This is a genomic window from Janthinobacterium sp. C22 (assembly GCF_057919405.1).
The window spans coordinates 4,642,752-4,662,821 of sequence record NZ_CP193659.1 but is presented as its reverse complement, the minus strand read 5'-3'; the positions used below and the strand labels follow the sequence as shown (position 1 = coordinate 4,662,821).

Here is a 20,070-nt window from a genome sequence, read left to right as displayed (position 1 = left end):
GTGAGGAGCGACGATTTATCTGCTCCTATCAGTACAAGACGACCGTGCCGCCACCTTAATTAAATGCTTTACGGAAATTTTTAAAAATAAATGGTATTTGTTGCCTCGCCGCTCCGCCAGACCCGTGCGACGGCATGCCCGCGCCAGGCGCGCATGAAAAAAGCCAGACCGGAGTCTGGCTTCGATAGATTGGCCGCAAGCGGCCAAGTCCATATTATTGCAGCAGGGACATGACCATCGAGGACATGCTGTTGCTTTGTTTCAGCATCGCGGTGCCAGCTTGCAGCAGCATTTGCGACGACGTCATGTTCGAGCTTTCGGTCGCGAAGTCGGTGTCCATGATGCGGCCGGTAGCGGCTTTGGTGTTGGTGGCGATGTTCGACAGGTTGGTGTTGACGTGGTCCAGACGGTTGGCCGTCGCGCCCAGTGCCGAACGCACGGTGCTGACGCTGTCGATGGCGGTCGCCAGCAGGCCGATGGTGGCGTTGGCGGAAGCGGTCAGTTCCGTCGCGCCGGTCGATGCGCCGCTCGAGAAGTTCGCGCTCAGGCCGCTCAGGGCGGTGTTCAGCGTGGACAGGTTGCCCGATACGTCGAAGGTCATTTTTTCCGTCGAGCTGGCGCCGATCTGGAACGTCATCGACGTCGACAGCGTGCCGTCGGCAGCAGCGCTTCCTTTGCCCAGCAGCTTGGTGCCGCCGAACGTGGTGTTGGTCATGACGTTGTACAGCTCTTGACCCAATGCATTGTATTCAGCTTGCATGGCGGTCTTGTCGGCTGCGGTCGACGAGGCATCGGAAGCCTGGGTAGCCAGGTCTTTCATGCGTACCAGCATGTTGGTCACTTCGGCGAACGCGCCTTCAGCCGTTTGCAGCAGCGAGGTGCTGTTTTGCGTGTTGTTCATCGCAACGGTCATGCCGCTGGTTTGCGCTTTCAGGCGGGTGGCGATTTGCAGGCCGGCAGCGTCGTCCATGGCCGAGTTGATGCGGAAGCCGGTGCTCAGGCGCGTCATCGAAGTCGACAGTTTGGATTGGGTATTCGAGATCGAATTTTGTGCCGACAGGGAGGCAGCGTTGGTGTGAAGACTCAGCATGGTGTCATTCCTAATTGGGTGGTTATGGTGAGGAGCGACGGTTTATCTGCTCCTACCAGTACAAGACGACCATTCATTTCACTTTATTAAATGCCGCGTGGAAATATATTTTCCCCTTGCCTGAATGATAATCCATGCCGGCTTCAATCCGCCACACCGCCGTGTTCCGCTTCCCATTGTTTGCGGCTGCTTTTCAGGATGTCGAGGACCAGCAATGCCTTCGCTTCGTCGGCGCACAGGTCTTCCAGGAACATGGCGTTGTTGTTGCGCACCCATTCCAGCGGCATTTCCCACCAGGCCAGCTCGAGCAGCGCGGCACGGACTTTTTCCGTGAAACGGTAGCGTATCAGGCGCGCCGGCGAGCCCGCATAAATGCCATAGGGTTCCGAGCGGAAATTCGGTGGCAGCAGCGAGCGTGCGCCGATGATGCAGCCGTTTTCGATCACGCTGCCGCCCAGCACCATCACTTCGTCGCCGATCCACACATCGTTCTTGATCACCGTGTCGGCGTACTGCGGCGGCGGCACATTTTTCAGGCCGCCGCCGAGGATCGACAGCATGTACGTCGAGATCGTGCGCATCTCGTGCTGGCCATTCAGGATGAAACTCAGGCGCGAGCCGCCGGCCACATAGCGTCCCACGCACAGGCTTTGCTGTCCGCTGTCATATTTCACCAGCGAACCGACACCGAAGCAGGAGCCGCGCCCGATATAAAAGTGGCCGTTCTCCGGTTCCTGGTCCAGCCAGTCGCGGAAGAATTGATGCGGCAGGGTGCTGATCGCGCCATCGTCGTAGCCGAGTACCGTGAACTGTGCCGACCAGGCATGGTTCTCCGCCACGCCCGAGAAATTGGTTTCGGTGGAAATGTGCATCAGGCGATGTTCCGTACGGTTTCTTGCTGCAAGGCGGGGGCGGCGATCATGGCGATGATGGCATCGACGGTTGCCATGTCCAGATCCGGATAGATGGGCAGGCAGATCACTTGCGACGACGCCAGCCGCGCCACGGGCAGGTTCGCGTGTGCGGCGGACGGCATGCCGCGGTACATGGGGAAGTCGCTGATGAGCGGGTAAAAATAGCGGCGCGCGTAGATTTCCTGGTCGCGCAGCGATTGAAACAGGGCGTCGCGCGACAGCGGATAGCCGGGACCCACCAGAATCGGGAAATAGGCGTGGTTGGCCGCCTCGGCATCCCCTTGCTGCACGCAGGTGATGCCTGGAATGCCGGCCAGTTGCTGGCGGTAGTGCGCATCGATGGCCTTGCGCTTCTGGCGCGCGCCGTCGATGCCCTTGAGCTGCAGCAAGCCGAAGGCGGCATTGATCTCGCTCATCTTGCCGTTGATGCCAGCGGCCACCACCGTGACTTCATCGACGAAGCCGAAGTTTTTCAGGTGGTCGATGCGCTGCTTGGTCTTGGCGTCGGGGCAGACGATGGCGCCGCCTTCGAAGGTGTTGAAGATCTTCGTGGCGTGAAAGCTGATCACGGAAAGGTCGCCGTGATTGAGCACGCTGCCGCCCCGGTGGCGCACGCCGAACGCATGCGCCGCATCGTAGATCACCTTCAGATTATAGTTGTCGGCAATTTTCTCGATGGCCTCGATGTCGCATGGCCGGCCGTAGCAATGCACCGGCATGATGGCCGTGGTCTGCGGCGTGATGGCCGCCTCGATTTTGGTCGGGTCGAGGTTCAGGCTATGCGGCTCGATGTCGGCAAAGACGGGCTTGATGTTGTTCCACAGCAGCGAGTGGGCGGTGGCGACGAACGAATACGGCGTCGTGATCACTTCGCCGTTGATGCGCAGCGCCTGCAAGGCCGTCATCAATGCCAGCGTGCCGTTGGCGAACAGGCAGATGTGCTTGACGCCCAGGTAGTCGCACAGCGCCTGCTCGAGCTGCTGGTGGAACGGGCCGCCATTCGTCAGGATCTTGTTGTCCCAGATCGTTTCCAGATAGGGCAGGAAATCCTCCAGCGGCGGCAGCAGGGGCTGGGTGACATAGACCGGCTTGTTTTTCTTGATACTCATCATAATCCGATCGGCGGGTTGGGCACGGCCACGGGGGCTTCGAACGAAACGGGCGGCAAGCCTTCGCACCAGCGTTGCCATGCCATGCGCAAGCCATTTTCCAGCCCCTCCGTAATCAGCTTGGGCTTGCCCAGGACGGAGCGCTCCAGGCGGTGCCGCATGCTGAAGCGGTAGGCGCCCAGCAGCATGGGGTTGGCCGCCATGGCCACGCTCTTGCGCACGAGATCCTCTTCGTCGGCGGCGATGAAGTCATCGAGTTCGACCTGGCGCAAGATCATGTTGCCGGCGCGGCTAGGCATGGTGGGCCCTGCCGTCGTGAGCGTGGGGACGCCCATCCACAGCGCATGCAGGGTCGTCGTGCTGCCGCAGTAGGGGAAGGCATCGAGGCAGATATCGATGCGGTGATGGATGGCCATGAATTGCGCCATCCCCGTGCGTCCTTCGAAGGTCAGGCGCTCGGGCGCAATGCCTTCTTCCGCGAACCAGGCTGCCAGTTGCGGCGGCGCTTCCGATTTCGGCATGGCCGCCACGATCATCCTGGCGTCGGGGACGGCGCGCAGCACCCTGGCCCAGCGCGCGATGACCTGACGATTGATTTTATTGGTGCGGTTGAAACTGCCAAACGTGATGTAGCCATTAGTCAATACAGGCGCCGGCTGGACGCTGGGCGCCAGCTTGGACGGCAGGAACGGAACGCAGGCGGGCAGCAGCATCAGTTTCTCGGAGAACTGGTCGCCCAGTTCGTCCGGCGGCGTGAAGTGCTGGTCGCCCAGATAGTAATCGATCGATTGCAGTCCCGTCGTGAGCGGGTAGCCGATCCAGCTGGCCTGGACAGGCGCGGGCTTGCCAGCAAACATGAGCAGCCGGTTCTTGCCCGTGTGGCCCGACAGATCGATGAGGATGTCGATGCCATCGTCGCGGATCAGCTGGCCCAGGTCCGGGTCGGACAGGTGTTCCACCTGGCGCCAGTGGGGAATGACTTCCCGCAGGCGCTCCGTGATATCGTCGTTTTGCGGATTGTTGTGGTAGGCATACAGCGACAATTGGGCGCCATCGGCGATATTTTCCAGTACCGGAATGAGGAAGTGCGGCACCGGATGGTTGTGCAGGTCGCCTGACACGAAGCCGACTTTCAAGGTGCGCAGCGGGTCGCGGCTGTTGCTGTGGTCTGCGCGTCCCTTGGCGATATGCGTTTCAAAGGTGGCGCTGAAACGCTGATGCTCCGCAAAGAGCGCCTGCGGATCGATCTCGGTGCTATGCGACAACAAGAACAGGTAGTTGCTGAACAGGGTTTCCCACAGCGGGCAGACGGCCAGGCCCTTGCGGCAGGTTTCAATGGCTTCTTCTATCCTGCCGATATTGCTGAAGGTGGCGCTGATGTTGACGTAGGCGTCACGATAGTCGGGATTGATCTCCAGCGTCTTGTGGTAGCACTCGAGCGCCAGCAAAGGCTCGTTCATGAGCACGTAGCAATTGCCGAGTGCAAAGTGCGCGCGCTCGAAGGCGGGGTCGAGCTCGAGTGCGGCCAGATACGTCCGCTTTGCGTGTTCCAATTGTTTCTGCGCCTGCCGCGTCGAACCCAGGTTGCACAGCGCCGAGATGTTTTTCGGTTCCAGTTCCAGCGCGCGCTCATAGGCGGCGGTGGCTGCCTCGTATTGCTCCAGTTCCTGCAGGGCGACGCCCAGGTGATTGTGCGTTTCGCTATCGCCGGCATCGAGTTCCAGCGTGCGGCGGTATGCCTCCACGGCGAGCGGATAGCGTTTGATGGTGCTGTAGTAATCGGCCAGCTGCCTGTGGTTCGCGGCGCTGCCGGGGGCCAGGTCAATGGCTTGCTGGAAATACTTGAGGGCATTGTCCCGGTCTTCGGCCGCGCCGTAGGCGATGGCGAGCTGGCCGCAGGCTTGCGCATCGTCCGGCTGCAGGCGCAGCACTCTGGCGCAGTACTCGATGGCCGCCGTGTAATTTTTTTGTTTGCATTGAAGCAATCCCAGATTGCTCAGCGCCTGGGTGAAATCGCCATCGAGCGCGATCGCCTGGGCATATGCGGCGATGGCTTCCTCCGCCTGGTCCAGCGACTGGAGCGCGCGTCCCAGGTTGTTGTGCAGCTTGGCGTCGCCGGGATGCAGTGCGATGGCGCGGCGGTAGCTGGCCACGGCACCCGCGTAGTCTTCGGCTTCATGCAGCGCCGCGGCCAGATTGGCATGCGCCGCCGTGGTGTGGGGCGCCAGTTGCAGCACCGCCCGGTAGCTGACGATGGCCGCGTGCCATTGCTGCAGGTCTTGCTGGGCATTGCCCAGGTTCAGGTAGATGTCCGCGTCGCCCGGCAGCAGGGCCAGCGCGCGTTGATAGCACGCGACGGCTTCGGCGCTGCGCTGCATCGCTTGCAGTGTATTGCCCAGATTGAAATGGCCCTTGGCGTAATCGGGTCGCAGCGCCAGCGCCTGCCGGTATGCCTGTTCGGCTTGCTCCAGCTTGCCTTGCGCCTGCAGCGCCGCCGCCAGGTTGCCATGTGCCTCGACAAAGTCCGGATTCAGTTCCAGCGCCCGGGTATAGCTGTCGACCGCCTGCTCGTACATGCCCCGTTCCTGCCATGCGGTGCCCAGGTTGCCATGTGCCTCGGCATCGTTGGGCGCCAGTTGCGTGGTTTTCAGCAGGGCCTCGAAGGCGTCCTTGCCCTGTAATTGCAGGGCGGTGCCCAGCACGCTCCAGGCAAAGTCGGAGTCTGGGTAGCGCTGCGTCAGGTCGCGGCTGGCCGCTTCCAGTTCGGCGTGGTGGCCGGCTTGATACAGCGCAATGACGTGCTGCGTTTCCTGCGCTGTCGGCGTGCTGGCGATCGCCGTTTCGATGCGGCTGCGCAAGCCTTGCGACTGGTCGTTGTCCAGGCCGCGCGCGATGGCCGCCGTGACGATTTCCAGCGCCTGCTCGCGTTCGCCCGCCTTCAGCAAGCCATCCGCATACGACAGCCAGAACTGGCCTTCGTCGGGATTGACCGACAGCGCCTTGTGCAGATACGGCAAGCCGGCCTGGTATTGCCCCAGCTGGCCCGCCAGCAAGCCCATATTATGGTTGGCAATGGCGTGATACGGCTGTGCCTGCAGAATCGCCAGGTAAAGCGCTTCCGCCTCGGCATACCGGCCAGCCTGGTGTTCGGCAATTGCCTGCTGCAAGTCGGCGTCGAGGGGCACTGCGGGAAGGGCGTTAGCGTTCATGGGCGGGCGGAGGTGAAATAGTTAGCAGAGGGAATTGTAACTGGTGAAAGTGCTTCTGAGAAACTTTCCAGATGGAATTTATCCAGGAATGCTGTCGCAATGCAAACTAGCTGTTGCTGGCTGGTCAAAGCGTGGGAAAAAGTGGCCGTTTTAAAAACCTTGCAGGGGAATGGACGGCATGCCTCGCGCCGGGCTGCTGGTATGATGCCCGGCATTGGCGCCTTCCCTGGTGGATGGCCGCTGCCCGATATCGTTCATTTTTCAGCAGATATATGCAAAACATTTTAATCATAGGCTCATCGGGCCATGCGAAGGTCGTGATCGACGTGGTCGAGCGACAGGGGAACTTTCGCATTGCCGGCTTGATCGACGCGTTCCGGACGATCGGCGAAGAAACCTCGGGTTATCGCGTGCTTGGCGCCGAGTCCGATTTGCCGGTCCTGGTGGAACGGCTCGCCGTGTCCGGGGTGCTGGTGGCCATCGGCGACAATTTTGTGCGGGCAAGCGTGACGGCGCGCGTGGCGGCATTGTGCCCGCAACTGCCATTCGTCAGCGCCGTGCATCCGCAGGCAAGCGTTGCCAGGGCCGTGCGCGTCGGCGCGGGCAGCGTGGTGATGGCGGGGGCGGTGATCAATCCCGGCTGCGACGTGGGGGAGGGCTGTATCGTCAATACGCGCGCCTCGCTCGACCACGATTCCGTGATGGAGGCGTTTTCCAGCCTGGCGCCTGCCGCCGCGACGGGCGGCAATTGCCTTATCGGCAGGTGCAGCGCCCTGGGCATGGGCGCCTTGCTGCTGCAGCGCATGCGGATTGGCAGTCATTGCGTGGTCGGCGCCGGCGCCGTCGTGACGCGGCCCGTGGAAGATCTGTGCGTCAGCTATGGCGCGCCGGCAAAAACCGTACGCGGCCGCCAGGCGGGCGACAAGTATCTGTAGAAACCGCGGCAGCCGAAGCGCGGCAGCGCTAGCGCTGCTGCGCTGGCATGCCGCGCGACGAGCTTACATGTTCGGATAGTTCGGCCCGCCGCCGCCTTCCGGTGTCACCCACACGATATTCTGCGTGGGGTCCTTGATGTCGCAGGTCTTGCAGTGCACGCAGTTTTGCGCATTGATCTGCAGGCGCTCTGCGCCGTCGTCGTTCTTCACGAATTCGTACACGCCGGCGGGACAGTAACGTGCTTCCGGACCCGCATACGTGGCCAGGTTGACGTCGACGGGCACGCTGGCGTTCTTCAAGGTCAGGTGGATGGGCTGGTCTTCCGCGTGGTTCGTGTTCGAGATGAACACGGACGACATCTTGTCGAAGGTCAGCTTGCCATCCGGTTTCGGATACACGATCGGTTTCGACTGGGCCGCCGGTTTCAGGCATTCGTGGTCGCCATGCGAGTGGTGCAGGGTCCACGGCGCCTTGCCGCGGAAGATCAGCTGGTCGATGCCCGTCATCAGGCTGCCCAGGTACAAACCCTTCGACAGCCATGGCTTGACGTTGCGCGCCACGTGCAGTTCTTCATGCAGCCAGGATTTCTCGAATGCCACAGGGTAGCTCGTCAGTTCGTCGTGCTGGCGCTGCTCGCCCAGCGCGCCGAAGGCCGCGTCCGCCGCCAGCATGCCGCTCTTGATGGCCGCGTGGCTGCCCTTGATGCGGCTCATGTTCAAAAAGCCCGCATCGCAGCCGATCAGCGCGCCGCCGGCAAACACCAGCTTCGGCAGCGATTGCAGGCCGCCGGCCGCGATCGCCCGCGCGCCGTACGAGATGCGCTTGCCGCCTTCGAAGAACTTGCGGATTTCCGGATGCGTTTTATAACGCTGGAATTCCTCGTACGGCGACAGGTAGGGGTTTTCGTAGTTCAGGCCCACCACGTAGCCGACCATGACCTGGTTGTTTTCCAGGTGGTACAGGAAGGAACCGCCATAGGTTTTCGTGTCCAGCGGCCAGCCGCTCGAGTGGATCACCAGGCCCGGCTTGTGCTGGGCCGGGTCGATTTCCCACAATTCCTTGATGCCGATGCCGTACGATTGCGGATCCTTGCCGGCGTTCAAGTCATACTTGGCCATCAATTGCTTGCCCAGGTGGCCGCGCGCGCCTTCGGCGAACAGGGTGTACTTGGCGTGCAATTCCATGCCCAGCTGGAAGTCGGGACCCGGCTCGCCGTCGCGCTTGACGCCCATATTGCCCGTTGCCACGCCCTTCACGGAGCCGTCGTCGTTGTAGAGGATTTCCGCGGCCGGGAAGCCGGGGAAGATTTCCACGCCCAGTTTTTCCGCCTGCTGGCCCATCCAGCGCACCACGTTGCCCAGCGAGACGATGTAGTTGCCATGGTTTTCAAAGCAGGCCGGCACGGCGAAGCCTGGCGTTTTATAGGCTTTCGTTTCGGTCAGGAACAGGATGCGGTCTTCCGTCACTTCGGTGTTCAGGGGCGCGCCCAGTTCTTTCCAGTTCGGAATCAGTTCCGTCAGCGCTTTCGGGTCCATGATGGCGCCCGACAGGATATGCGCGCCCAGTTCGCCGCCTTTTTCCAGCACGCAGACGGACACCTCCTGGCTCTTTTCCGCGGCCAGCTGCTTCAGGCGGATCGCCGCCGCCAGGCCTGCGGGGCCGCCGCCGACGATCACCACGTCATACTCCATGGTCTCGCGCGGTCCGTACTGTTCAACTAAGTTATTAGGCTGTGTCATGGTCTCGATTGTTAGTCACTAAATGGGTGGGTGAGGAATCTTCGGGGAAATTTAAGCACGAGTGTGCTTGTTTTTGGCGAGGATTGCAACTTTGGCGCCATTTTGCGTGACATTGCCCCTCGCCGCAATCTAAATCCGGCCATTTTGTGTAATGATGACGTTTACCTTTGCTCAAGTACGGCGCAGGGTATTTTGCCCCGGTGCCGGCGGCACGGCGTAAAGTGTTATCTAAAATAAAACAGGAGTAGCTCGTGGGCATAGAAGTCAATTTCGAGGGCAAGATTGCCCTGATTACCGGCGCATCGAGCGGCCTCGGCGCGCGCTTTGCGAAAGTGCTGGCCCAGGCCGGCGCCCAGGTCGTGCTGGCCTCGCGCCGCACCGAACGCCTGAAGGAGTTGCGCGCCGAAATCGAGGCGGACGGCGGCGCCGCGCACGTGGTGTCGCTCGACGTGACCGATTTCGCCAGCATCAAGTCGGCCATCGCGCATGCGGAAACGGAAGCGGGCCCCATCGATATCCTCGTCAACAATTCAGGTGTCTCCACCACGCAACGCCTGGTCGACGTCACGCCCGAAGATTACTCGTTCGTGATGGACACCAACCTGCGCGGTTCGTTCTTCGTGGCCCAGCAGACGGCCAAACGCATGATCGCGCGCGCCAAGGGCGATCCGAAGAAACAGCACCGCATCATCAATATCGCCTCGATGGCGGGCTTGCAGGTGCTGCCGCAGATCGGCGTGTACTGCATGAGCAAGGCGGGCATGGTGCACATGACGCGCGCCATGGCCGTGGAATGGGGTAAATATGGCATCAACACCAACGCCATCTGCCCCGGTTACATTTCCACCGAGATCAACGAAGATTATTTCGCCACCGAGCAGGGCAAGAAGCTGATCGAGATGCTGCCAAATAAACGCCCGGGCAAGCCGGAAGACCTCGACGGCCTGCTGCTGTTGCTGGCGGGCGAGGATTCGCACTTCATCAATGGTGCGATCATTTCCGCAGACGGTGGAATGAGTACCTTCTAACGCTGCAGCTGCAGTCCCACCAGCTTGTGTACCAGTTCGGACGACGTCGAGGCGGCGAACTTGCGCATCAGCTTGGCGCGGTGCATTTCCACCGTGCGGGGGCTGAGGTCGATCTGGCGGGCGATGACCTTACTGGTCTTGCCTTCCACCAGCAGGGCGGCGATTTCGCGCTCGCGCGGAGTCAGCTCCGCCGTCACGGGACGTTTCTCGCTGACATCCTCGAACGTCCAGATGCCCGCTCCCAGCGGTTTGTTCGGCAGCATGGCGTGGCCCGTGACGTGGCACCAGAACAATTCCCCATTACTGCGGCGCATGATGCGCTCGTCCGAATAGCGGCCCCTGGCGTTCATGATGGGGATGATGCGGTCACCCGTGCGCAGGAATTCGTCGTGCGTGGGGTAGAGTACTTCGAAGGACTGGTCGTCGAGCTGGGCGCGCGCATAGCCGAACATGGCTGCCAGCGCTTCGTTGCAGCTGCGCATGATACGGTTTTCCGACATGCACATGCCCACGGGCGCGTGCAGGAAGATGCTTTCATAATCGATGGCTGACGCGGCGTTCATCTGATACGTATCACTCTCACAGGGGGATGGCCGGCACGGCGCCGGTAGTTCTACGGTATTGTACTTTCCACTCGCGTATTTTATGCTGAGTCGCTGCCTGAGTCATGGACTCAAGACCAAAGCTTAACAAAAGATAGAGGGACACCCATGAATAAAGTTTATCCTGACGCCGCCTCGGCGCTGGCCGGTATCGTCCAAGATGGCCAGACCATCGCCGTCGGCGGCTTCGGCCTGTGCGGCATTCCCGAAGCCCTGATCGGCGCCTTGCGCGATTCGGGCGTGAGGGGCCTGACGGCCATTTCCAACAACGCCGGCGTGGACGGCTTCGGCCTGGGCCAGCTGCTGACCACGCGCCAGATCAAGAAAATGATCGCCTCCTATGTGGGTGAAAACAAGGAATTCGCGCGCCAGTACCTGGCGGGCGAGCTGGAACTGGAATTCACGCCGCAAGGCACCCTGGCCGAGAAGCTGCGCGCCGGCGGCGCCGGCATCCCCGCCTTCTTCACCAAGACGGGCGTGGGCACCATCGTTGCCGATGGCAAGGAAATCCGTGAATTCGACGGCGAACAATACGTGATGGAACGCAGCCTGGTGGCCGATGTGGCGCTGGTCAAAGCCTACATGGCCGACCGCGCGGGCAATTTGGTCTATCGCAAAACGGCGCGCAATTTCAACCCGAACGTGGCCATGGCGGGCAAGATCACCATCGTCGAAGTGGAAAAACTGGTCGAAGTGGGTGAGATCGATCCGGACCAGGTCCACACGCCGAGCATCTTCGTGCACCGCATCGTGGTCAACGCGAACCCGGAAAAACGCATCGAGCAGCGCACCGTGCGCGCCGACTAATAAATAGAAGATTTACGCATGGCAAAACCGTAGCGAGCGGCAGTGATTTGTGGCTAAGAAGCGCAACCGTACTTTAGTACGGTGAGCATCGCAGGCCGCAAAGCGCGCCGCGCAGTAGGTTTGGACAGGCGTTCCACGAAAATTGAGGGAGATAATAATGGCTTGGACACGTGACGAAATGGCCGCGCGCGCGGCAAAGGAATTGCAGGATGGCTTTTATGTGAACCTGGGCATCGGCTTGCCGACCCTGGTGGCCAACTATGTGCCGGAGAATATCGAAGTATTCCTGCAGTCGGAAAACGGCTTGCTGGGCATCGGCCCGTTTCCCACCGAGGATGAGGTCGATGCCGACCTGATCAACGCGGGCAAGCAGACGGTGACGGCCTTGCCCGGCGCCGCCTACTTCAGCTCGGCTGATTCCTTCGGCATGATTCGTGGAGGCAAGATCAATCTGGCCATCCTGGGCGCCATGCAAGTGTCGGAAAAGGGCGACCTGGCGAACTGGATGATTCCAGGCAAGATGGTCAAGGGCATGGGCGGCGCGATGGACCTCGTCGCCGGCGTCAAGCGCGTCGTCGTGCTGATGGAGCACGTGGCTACGGCCAAGGATGGCACGACGTCGCACAAGCTGCTCAAGCAGTGCGACCTGCCGCTGACGGGCGTGGGCGTGGTCGATGTCATCATCAGCGACCTGGGTGTCATCGACGTGACGGAAAACGGCCTGAAGCTGGTGGAACTGGCGCCGGGCGTGACCAAGGAGCAGGTGCAGGCGGCCACGGGCGCGGAACTGGACGTTTCCGCCGTGTAAGCAGGCAGATGGTCGTATCGAAGCAGGGCGGACAGCGATGTCCGCCCTTTTTTATGCGCCGGCCTTGCCGCGCAGCCCGTCCAGGCTGTAGGCGCCGGCGCCCGCTGCCGCGAAGTACAGGAAGGTGAAGCAGTACATCACGGCCATTTCGCCGCCGTTCAGGATCGGCAAAAAGCCGGCCGGCGCATGCGCGATGAAGTAGGCGGCAGCCATCTGGCCCGACAGGATGAAGGCGACGGGGCGCGTGAACAGGCCGACCAGCAGCAGGGTGCCGCCCACCAACTCGATGACGCCGGCCGCACCCATCAGGGAAAACAGTTGCAAGCCGTCGAACATGGCCACGTGCGGCGCGCCGAACAGCTTGGCCGTGCCATGCTGCAGGAAGAGGAAGCCGAGGATGATGCGCAGCAGGCCCAGCAAGCGTGGGGACCAGGTGGCGTAGAGGGCGGGCGAGAGGGACATGGCGTACTCCATTCAAAGGTGGATGGTTCGGTGTCTGGCTTGCATCAACGCAATGTCATTATGCGGGAGCCTGGCGGCGAACGGTAAGCAGTACTGTAATGGTTTTTATTCATTGATCATCCAGTAAAATATTGATGCATGATTTACTATATGTTGATGATGCAATAAAAAACCCGCGCATGCAAAAAGCCCCGCAGATCGCTCTGCGGGGCTTTTCAATGGAGAGTACAGCTTGCTTGACGGGCTTACTTGACGATGTTCACGTTCGGTGCAACGTAGGCGTCGTCGGCCGGGTGGGTGGGATGGGCCAACTCGCTGTGCAGCTTGTCCATGTCCAGTTCCTTTTCCCATTTCGACACGACGATGGTGGCCACGCCGTTACCGACAAAGTTGGTCAGCGCGCGGCATTCGCTCATGAAGCGGTCGATGCCCAGGATCAGCGCCATGCCGGCCACGGGAATCGTCGGCACCACGGCCAGGGTGGCGGCCAGGGTGATGAAGCCGGCGCCCGTGATGCCGGACGCGCCTTTCGACGTCAGCATCGCCACGCCCAGGATGGTGAGCTCTTGCCAGATCGTCAGTTCCGTGTTGGTTGCCTGCGCCACGAACAGGGCGGCCATGGTCATGTAGATGTTGGTGCCGTCCAGGTTGAACGAGTAGCCGGTCGGCACGACCAGACCGACGACTGGCTTGGAGCAGCCCAGGCGCTCGAGTTTCTTCATCAGGGCCGGCAGGGCCGATTCCGACGAGCTGGTGCCGAGCACGATCAGCAGTTCTTCCTTGATGTACAACAGGAAGCGGCCGATGGAGAAGCCCGTGTACTTGGCGATCAGGCCCAGCACGACGAAGACGAACAGGAAACAGGTCAGGTAGAACGAACCCATCAGTTTTGCCAGCGGAATCAGCGACGCCAGGCCGTATTTACCGATGGTAAAGGCCATCGCGCCGAACGCGCCGATCGGTGCGACTTTCATGATGATGTTGACCATGCCAAAGATGGCATGCGACAGCTCGTCGATCAGCTTGGTGACCGGACGGCCGCGCTCGCCCAGCAGGGACAGCGAGAAGCCGAACAGGATGGCGATCAACAGCACTTGCAGGATGTCGCCCTTGGCGAAGGCATCGACGAAGGTCTTCGGGATGATGTTCATCAGGAAGTCGACGGTGGTCATGCCTTCGGCGTGCGTGTATTGCGCGATCGACTTGGCGTCCAGGTGGGCCGGATCGGCGTTGAAGCCGGCACCCGGTTTCAGGATATTGGCAACCAGCAAGCCGATGGCCAGTGCGAAGGTGGAGACCACTTCGAAGTACAGCAGCGCCTTGCCGCCCACGCGGCCGATTTTCTTGACGTCCTGCATGCCGGCGATGCCGGAGACCACGGTACAGAAGATCACGGGGGCGATGATCATCTTGATCAGTTTGATAAAGCCGTCGCCCAGCGGTTTCATGTCGACGGCGTTCGATGGGTAGAACACCCCCAGCAGCACGCCAGCCACGATGGCGAACAGCACCTGCACGTACAGGATTTTATAGAATGGTTTTTTCACGAGTGGTCTCCTCTTGCGGGTTGATGCTGCGAATCATCCGCCCATTGCCAGGCGTGCTCAATTGTGGATAACCGCAGATATGCAGTTTCGCTATATCGGGTATTGCGCCATGGCCAGCGTGCTGCGGCGCAGCATTTCAGGCGCGCGCTTGGAGCATTGCCCGCGCTGCGCTACACTGCCGTAGCGTCGCGCGCGGGAGACCCGGCAGAAGGCAGGAAGCGGTGCTCTTTTTATATCAAATAAGGAATCGGCATGATCGAAGCGAGCATCAAGTCAGTGCAATGCATCTCCCCCGCGGGCTTGCATACCATGTCGTACAAGGAGTGGGGCGCACCCGACAATCCGAACGTGCTCGTCTGCGCCCACGGCGTGACGCGCGTGGCGGACGACTTCGACAACCTGGCGCGCGCCATGGCCAGCGATTACCGCGTGATCTGCCCCGACGTGGTGGGGCGCGGGCGCTCGGGCTGGCTGGCCAATCCCCAGTTCTACCGCGTGCCGCAATACGTAAGCGACATGGTGACCCTGCTGGCGCGCGTGCTGGCCAATGGCGAGCGCCAGACGGTGGACTGGTTCGGCACCTCGATGGGCGGCTTGATCGGCCTGGGCCTGGCTTCGCTGCCGGACAGCCCGATCAGCAAGCTGGTCCTGAACGATATCGGCCCGACCCTGGCGCCGGAAGCCTTGCAGCGCATCGGCGACTACATCGGCCAGGACTTGCGTTTCGAGACCTTCGAGCAGGGCGCCAAGTTTGTGCGCGACGTGTCCGCCAGCTTCGGCCCGCACACGGACGCGGAATGGCATAAACTGGCGGTGGATGTGTTGCGGCAAGACAAGGATGGCCATTGGCGCCGCCACTATGATATGGGACTGGCCATGCCGTTCCGCTCGGCAACGCCGGAATCGGCGGCCAGCGACGAAGCCATGCTGTGGGCCGCGTATGATGCCGTGCGCTGCCCCACCTTGCTGGTGCGCGGGTCGGAATCCGATCTGCTGTCGCACGATACGGCGCAGATCATGCTGGGCCGCGGCCCGAAGGCGCAGCTGGTCGAGATCGCTGGCGTGGGCCATGCGCCCACTTTCGTGCACGACGACCAGATCGCCATCGCCCGCAAGTTTTTGCTAGGCAAGTAATCAGATATCAAGCGATACCGCTGTACCGATTTTGAAACAACCGAAAGAAGAAGCATGGAAATTACACGACTGCACGTAGGCAAACGCCTCTCCGAAGTAGCGATACACAACAGCACCATCTACCTGGCGGGCCAGATCGCGGAAGACACCACGCAAGGCATCGTCGGCCAGACGCGCGAAGTGCTGGGCCACGTCGACCGTCTGCTGATGGAAGCGGGCAGCGACAAGACGTGCATCCTGTCGTGCCAGATCTATATCGCCGACATGAAGGATTTCGACGGCATGAATGAAGTGTGGGACGACTGGGTCGCATCAAGCCACACGCCGCCGCGCGCCACGGTGGAAGCGAAACTGGCCAATCCGGCTTGCTTGGTAGAAATCGTCATCATCGCTGCAGAGCGCTAAGTCATTCAGTTATTGAGTTGTTAAGTTTAAAGGTATCACATGGTTTCCATCTCGGCCCCGAATAGCGCCACCTCGGAACAACTGGTAGAGGGCTTGAGTGCGCCGGACAGCGCGCGCGTGCTGGATGCGCTCGCGTATGCCACCGAAGCATATGGCGACAAGCAGACCTTTGCCGGCCGTTCCGCGCTGGAGTTCGCCATCGGCGTGGCCACCACCCTGGCGTTTTTGCGCAGCGATGCGGAAACGCGCATCGCGGGCCTGATGTTCGAGCTGACCTTGCTGGAACCGGACACGGCGGCCGACATCGAGCCGCGCTTCGGCAAGCAGGTGTGCGACCTGGCAACAGGCGTGCGCCAGCTGATCCGTCTGCGCGCGCTGACCCAGGCGCAGCACGGCGGCGCTGGCGGGCGCGGCAAGAATGCGGCGCAGCAAGCCGTGGCCCAGGTGGAAACCTTGCGCAAGATGTTGCTGGCAATGGCGTCCGACATGCGTGTCGTGCTGGTGCGCCTGGCCGCCTGCGTGACGACCTTGCGCTACTTTGCCGACTTGAAGCTGTTCAATGAAATGACGCGCGAGTACGGCAAGGAAACCCTGGATCTGTACGCGCCGCTGGCCAACCGCCTCGGCATCTGGCAATTGAAGTGGGAACTGGAAGATTTATCGTTCCGCTTCATCGAGCCGGAAGCGTATAAACGCATCGCCAAGATGCTGGAAGAAAAGCGCATGATGCGCGAGGGCTTCGTGTCCTCGGCGATTTTGCGCCTGCAGACGGAACTGGCTTCGGCCGGTATCCAGGCGGAAGTATTTGGCCGCCCGAAACACATTTACAGCATCTGGAACAAGATGCGCGGCAAGGAACTCGATTTCACGGCCCTGTACGACGTGCGCGCCTTCCGCGTCATCGTTGCCGACGTGAAAACTTGCTACACGGTGCTGGGCGTGGTCCACAATATCTGGACCCCCATCCCGAAAGAGTTCGACGATTACATTTCGCGCCCGAAACCGAATGGGTATCAGTCGCTGCACACGGTGGTGACGGCCGAGGATGGCCGCCCGCTGGAAGTGCAGATACGCACGAATGAAATGCACAGCTTTGCCGAATACGGCGTGGCCGCGCACTGGCGCTACAAGGAAGAGGGCGGCTCGAACTTTGCCGGGCAGAAATACGACGAAAAGATCGCCTGGCTGCGCCAGTTGCTGGCGTGGAAAACGGAAGTGGCCGATGCCGTCGTGGGCCAGGAAGAAATCCAGCGCGAATGGGTGGAAAAGCTCAAATCCGCCACCCTGGATGACCGCATCTTCGTCATGACGCCGCAGGCGCGCGTGCTGGAATTGCCCGTGGGCGCCACGCCCGTCGACTTTGCCTATCACCTGCACACGGACGTGGGCCACCGCTGCCGCGGCGCCAAGGTCGACGGCATCATGGTGCCCCTGAATACCCAGCTGAAGAACGGCCAGACCTGCGAAATCATCACGGCCAAGGGCGCGCCGGGCACGGCCGGGCCGTCGCGCGACTGGCTCAGCGCCGGCTACGCCGTCAGCACGCGCACGCGCTCGAAGATCCGCGCCTGGTTCCACGCCATCGACATGCAGGAAACCCTGGCCCACGGCCGGGCGCTGGTGGAAAAGTCCCTGCAGCGCGAAGGCAAGACGGCCGTCAACCTCGAGGCGCTGGCGCAAAAGCTGGGCTTTGCCAAGGTCGACGAGCTGTTCCTGTCGGTGGGCAAGGATGAATTCAGCCTGCGCCACGTGGAGCAGGCGCTGCACGACAATGGCGAAGTGGTGGTGCCGGAAGACGCCGTACTGGTGGGCAAGAGCCGCGCTTCCAGCGTGGAGCAGGGCGCCAAGTCCGGCGTGCTGGTGGTCGGTACGGAAGGCTTGATGACGGTGCTGGCCAAGTGCTGCAAGCCGGCGCCGCCGGACAGCATCGTCGGTTTCGTCACGCGCGGCAAGGGCGTCTCGATCCACCGCGCCACGTGTAAAAACTTCGAGGAAATGCGCGCCAAGTCGCCCGAGCGCGTGATTTTTACCGAATGGGGCAGCACGGGCGGGCACGATACCGTGTATCCGGTCGACATCTTCATTCTGGCCGGCGACCGCCAGGGCTTGCTGCGCGACATCTCCGAAATCTTTTCGCGCGAAAAGATCAACGTGATCGGCGTCAACACCCAAAGCGCCAAGGGCCAGGCCCGCATGACGTTTACGGCCGAGATCAGCTCGACGGCGCAGTTATTAAAAGCGCTGAATGTGATCAAGGATGTGAGTGGCGTGCTGGAAGCAAGACGCAGTTAATCTTTGACGTAGCCCAATTAATATTTGCCAATGAATCCGGCCATGGAAATTGACTGATTTATTGGCCAATATAAATAAATTGATGAACTTGAGCCCCATACTGAGTGCGGGGCAATTCATGTAAATCCGCAACTTTTCAGGGACGCGTCAAATCAAGTATAAAGACTATGACGCGTCCTTCGGATGCGGCTCTGCTGGAGGCCGTTAGCATCTGGTGAAGCTCCTCAGGGTTTTGAGGGGGGACTCTGGGGTTACCTGGATTTTTGAGAGTCTTGTTTGCTGGCTGTCCTTTTCCAAACCACAGCACAAGATAAATACCGCATCCATCTGCGTGCCAATCTTGCGTATAGAGTGCATCAAGCTGAGCATCTGCGCCAACCCACAGTTGGGGATGCCATTGCCCCTTAATTTCAATTGGGATACGTATCGATCCCACCGAACAGGTGATGTCGACTTCTTTGTCTGCGGCAATATGGGTTTCTGGTTCGAGTACTATTCCCTCTGAACCTTGGCGCAGGAGCCCGAGCAGATGATCACGGCAGCGCTCTTCATCGCACGCGGTGTTGTGGTTATAGAAGCCCCGCCATGATTCTGCATCGTCACTCTTGATTTTTGCTTGCACGACTAACAGTTCTTCTATCATGAAGGATTGGAGATCGGTGGCATTCGAAGGTGCGCTATCGAGAACGATTGCATTGATAGCGTCAAGCGTAGGTGCTGTATAGGTAACCTCGACACGGATTCGTGCTTGCTCGGAGGCTATAGATTTGATTGTTTCTGTATAGCTATCATCCGGCGCATTTCTCAGACGTTGGAGTGATGCACTGGCTTCGCTGCTAGCATCATTACCAAGGCGGCGAATAAGGTAAGTCAGTTGATCGCTAGCATCCCAGGCATTTTTATTCCCACCAAAGCCGCCAGTCTGACGATGGGCAAATGGCCAGAGTGGACGAAAGGTTCTAATGATCCATTCTAACTGTGAGGAATTGAGTGCGATATTGGCGCCATCAGTAGAAGCCCCGCCGATCAGTTTTTTAAATTCCAAAGCACTTCTGGATCAACCGTGGAATTTTCAAGACATGTCAAATTTCTTTCGAAATCAACTAGCACGCCAGTAGCAAACCAGTTACGGCAGCGCTCTTCATCGTTTATTTCTGTAAATCGCTCTCTTGCGTGACGTAATTTGTCGAAATCTCCGGAGCGGAGGAGGCGGGTAATCAGTTCCAATTCGGGGGCGTGCGGCATTTTTGGAAAGCGCCTCAACCAATCGTCTGCGAGATCGGCTGCGGCAATCGCATTTTTTTCATCCCGCATCAATGCATAGAGTTCATCAACATAGGTGAGCCGCGCCACAAACTGAGGCTCATAATACAGTCGCATCGCGGCACACCATACTCCACGTTTATGGAGTGCTGCCTCCAGCGCTCCATCTAAACCGTCGATTCCTGCGTCTTTTTCTGTTTTGCTGCGGCGTAATTCGAAAAATCCCGCCATTAAGCATTCATCAGTAAGGTCATCCAACTTAATATCTTGCCGGAAGCGTTCTGCAAGAGCTACAACTATGACGTAAGCCAATTCCCAATGCCGGCCTTGTGCATGTGAGTCGGCAATTTCTTTGGCAGTAGGAGATGGCGGGTTTCTTTTTAGGAATACCTCAAAACCATTGCGCGCAGCATCAGCGACTTCATCTCCGAGCCAATTCGCGATACGTTGATGAGCTGCGATCGACTTGTCGAGATCGCTGAACAGGTTGAGATAGGCTTTGGCTGGTTGGATGAGTATATCGCCTTCACCCAAACGAATACGGTCGATTTTAGCTGTGAAATATTGACGTTGTTCAGCGTATTTTCTGGCGTGCTTTGCCGATTGTCGAAGTTCTAGTCTTTTGTTGTGGATCTGAAATTTAGTTAATTGAGATACTCGGGTTTTTTATCCAAGCTTGCAAATCTGGCCTATGTTCTGCGAAGGGCAGTGCAGCCTCTTTGATT

Annotated in this window: 17 protein-coding genes; 7 read left to right on the top strand and 10 right to left on the bottom strand. The window is 60.0% G+C overall.

The features are described 5' to 3' along the window. Positions 1-214: 214 nt before the first annotated feature. From ACRHIG_RS21770 to ACRHIG_RS21755, 4 genes are all read right to left on the bottom strand, one after another. Positions 215-1,090, bottom strand: a complete 876-nt coding sequence (locus ACRHIG_RS21770; protein ID WP_070303093.1) for a flagellin N-terminal helical domain-containing protein — start codon at positions 1,088-1,090, stop codon at positions 215-217. Positions 1,091-1,233: 143 nt separating this feature from the next. Beyond that, the gene (locus tag ACRHIG_RS21765) at positions 1,234-1,962 is read right to left on the bottom strand and encodes an LbetaH domain-containing protein (RefSeq protein WP_489627875.1); all 729 of its coding nucleotides are present in this window, start codon (positions 1,960-1,962) and stop codon (positions 1,234-1,236) included. Then, entirely contained in the window at positions 1,962-3,113 is a 1,152-nt protein-coding gene (locus ACRHIG_RS21760; RefSeq protein ID WP_489627874.1) for a DegT/DnrJ/EryC1/StrS family aminotransferase, read from the bottom strand. Before ACRHIG_RS21760 ends, ACRHIG_RS21765 begins: the two co-directional genes overlap by 1 nt. After that, complete coding sequence (locus tag ACRHIG_RS21755) at positions 3,113-6,322, bottom strand: tetratricopeptide repeat protein (protein WP_489627873.1); 3,210 nt, start codon at positions 6,320-6,322, stop codon at positions 3,113-3,115. Before ACRHIG_RS21755 ends, ACRHIG_RS21760 begins: the two co-directional genes overlap by 1 nt. Before the next feature lie 272 nt (positions 6,323-6,594). Here ACRHIG_RS21755 and ACRHIG_RS21750 point away from each other — a divergent pair, with 272 nt between their 5' ends. Beyond that, a complete protein-coding gene (locus ACRHIG_RS21750; RefSeq protein ID WP_489627872.1) occupies positions 6,595-7,257 on the top strand; it encodes an acetyltransferase in 663 nt (220 codons plus the stop codon). A 63-nt stretch (positions 7,258-7,320) separates the two neighbouring features. On the opposite strand, the gene ACRHIG_RS21745 is transcribed toward ACRHIG_RS21750, so the two are convergent. After that, positions 7,321-8,997 (bottom strand): electron transfer flavoprotein-ubiquinone oxidoreductase, encoded by a 1,677-nt coding sequence (locus tag ACRHIG_RS21745; RefSeq protein WP_489627871.1) that lies wholly within the window; start codon positions 8,995-8,997, stop codon positions 7,321-7,323. A 251-nt stretch (positions 8,998-9,248) separates the two neighbouring features. Between ACRHIG_RS21745 and ACRHIG_RS21740 the strand changes: the two genes are divergently transcribed. Beyond that, on the top strand, positions 9,249-10,025 hold the full coding sequence (locus ACRHIG_RS21740) for an SDR family oxidoreductase (RefSeq protein WP_034752351.1): 777 nt from the start codon (positions 9,249-9,251) through the stop codon (positions 10,023-10,025). On the opposite strand, the gene ACRHIG_RS21735 is transcribed toward ACRHIG_RS21740, so the two are convergent. Further along, positions 10,022-10,588, bottom strand: coding sequence for a LuxR C-terminal-related transcriptional regulator (locus ACRHIG_RS21735; RefSeq protein WP_086137696.1), 567 nt, complete (start codon positions 10,586-10,588; stop codon positions 10,022-10,024). The genes ACRHIG_RS21740 and ACRHIG_RS21735 overlap by 4 nt on opposite strands. 147 nt (positions 10,589-10,735) lie before the next feature. Between ACRHIG_RS21735 and ACRHIG_RS21730 the strand changes: the two genes are divergently transcribed. Continuing rightward, a complete protein-coding gene (locus ACRHIG_RS21730; protein ID WP_489627870.1) occupies positions 10,736-11,434 on the top strand; it encodes a CoA transferase subunit A in 699 nt (232 codons plus the stop codon). A 157-nt stretch (positions 11,435-11,591) separates the two neighbouring features. Further along, entirely contained in the window at positions 11,592-12,242 is a 651-nt protein-coding gene (locus ACRHIG_RS21725) for a CoA transferase subunit B (RefSeq protein ID WP_092715651.1), read from the top strand. A gap of 51 nt (positions 12,243-12,293) precedes the next feature. Here ACRHIG_RS21725 and ACRHIG_RS21720 read toward each other — a convergent pair whose 3' ends face one another. Further along, positions 12,294-12,704 carry a DoxX family protein gene (locus tag ACRHIG_RS21720; protein ID WP_489627869.1) on the bottom strand — a complete coding sequence of 137 codons (411 nt, stop codon included), beginning with the start codon at positions 12,702-12,704 and terminating at the stop codon, positions 12,294-12,296. Between the two features lie 245 nt (positions 12,705-12,949). Next, entirely contained in the window at positions 12,950-14,251 is a 1,302-nt protein-coding gene (locus ACRHIG_RS21715; RefSeq protein WP_489627868.1) for a dicarboxylate/amino acid:cation symporter, read from the bottom strand. A 252-nt stretch (positions 14,252-14,503) separates the two neighbouring features. Here ACRHIG_RS21715 and ACRHIG_RS21710 point away from each other — a divergent pair, with 252 nt between their 5' ends. The 3 genes from ACRHIG_RS21710 to ACRHIG_RS21700 are packed head-to-tail and all read left to right on the top strand — an operon-like array spanning position 14,504 to position 18,082. Next, positions 14,504-15,385, top strand: a complete 882-nt coding sequence (locus tag ACRHIG_RS21710) for an alpha/beta fold hydrolase (protein ID WP_489627867.1) — start codon at positions 14,504-14,506, stop codon at positions 15,383-15,385. A gap of 54 nt (positions 15,386-15,439) precedes the next feature. Further along, complete coding sequence (locus tag ACRHIG_RS21705) at positions 15,440-15,790, top strand: RidA family protein (protein ID WP_475414283.1); 351 nt, start codon at positions 15,440-15,442, stop codon at positions 15,788-15,790. A gap of 39 nt (positions 15,791-15,829) precedes the next feature. Next, a complete protein-coding gene (locus tag ACRHIG_RS21700; protein ID WP_489627866.1) occupies positions 15,830-18,082 on the top strand; it encodes a RelA/SpoT family protein in 2,253 nt (750 codons plus the stop codon). A 136-nt stretch (positions 18,083-18,218) separates the two neighbouring features. Here the strand turns inward: ACRHIG_RS21700 and ACRHIG_RS21695 are convergent, their stop codons facing one another. After that, complete coding sequence (locus tag ACRHIG_RS21695) at positions 18,219-19,127, bottom strand: hypothetical protein (protein ID WP_489627865.1); 909 nt, start codon at positions 19,125-19,127, stop codon at positions 18,219-18,221. Next, positions 19,109-19,879 (bottom strand): hypothetical protein, encoded by a 771-nt coding sequence (locus ACRHIG_RS21690; RefSeq protein ID WP_489627864.1) that lies wholly within the window; start codon positions 19,877-19,879, stop codon positions 19,109-19,111. The genes ACRHIG_RS21695 and ACRHIG_RS21690 overlap by 19 nt, the downstream gene beginning before the upstream one ends. Positions 19,880-20,070 lie beyond the last annotated feature (191 nt).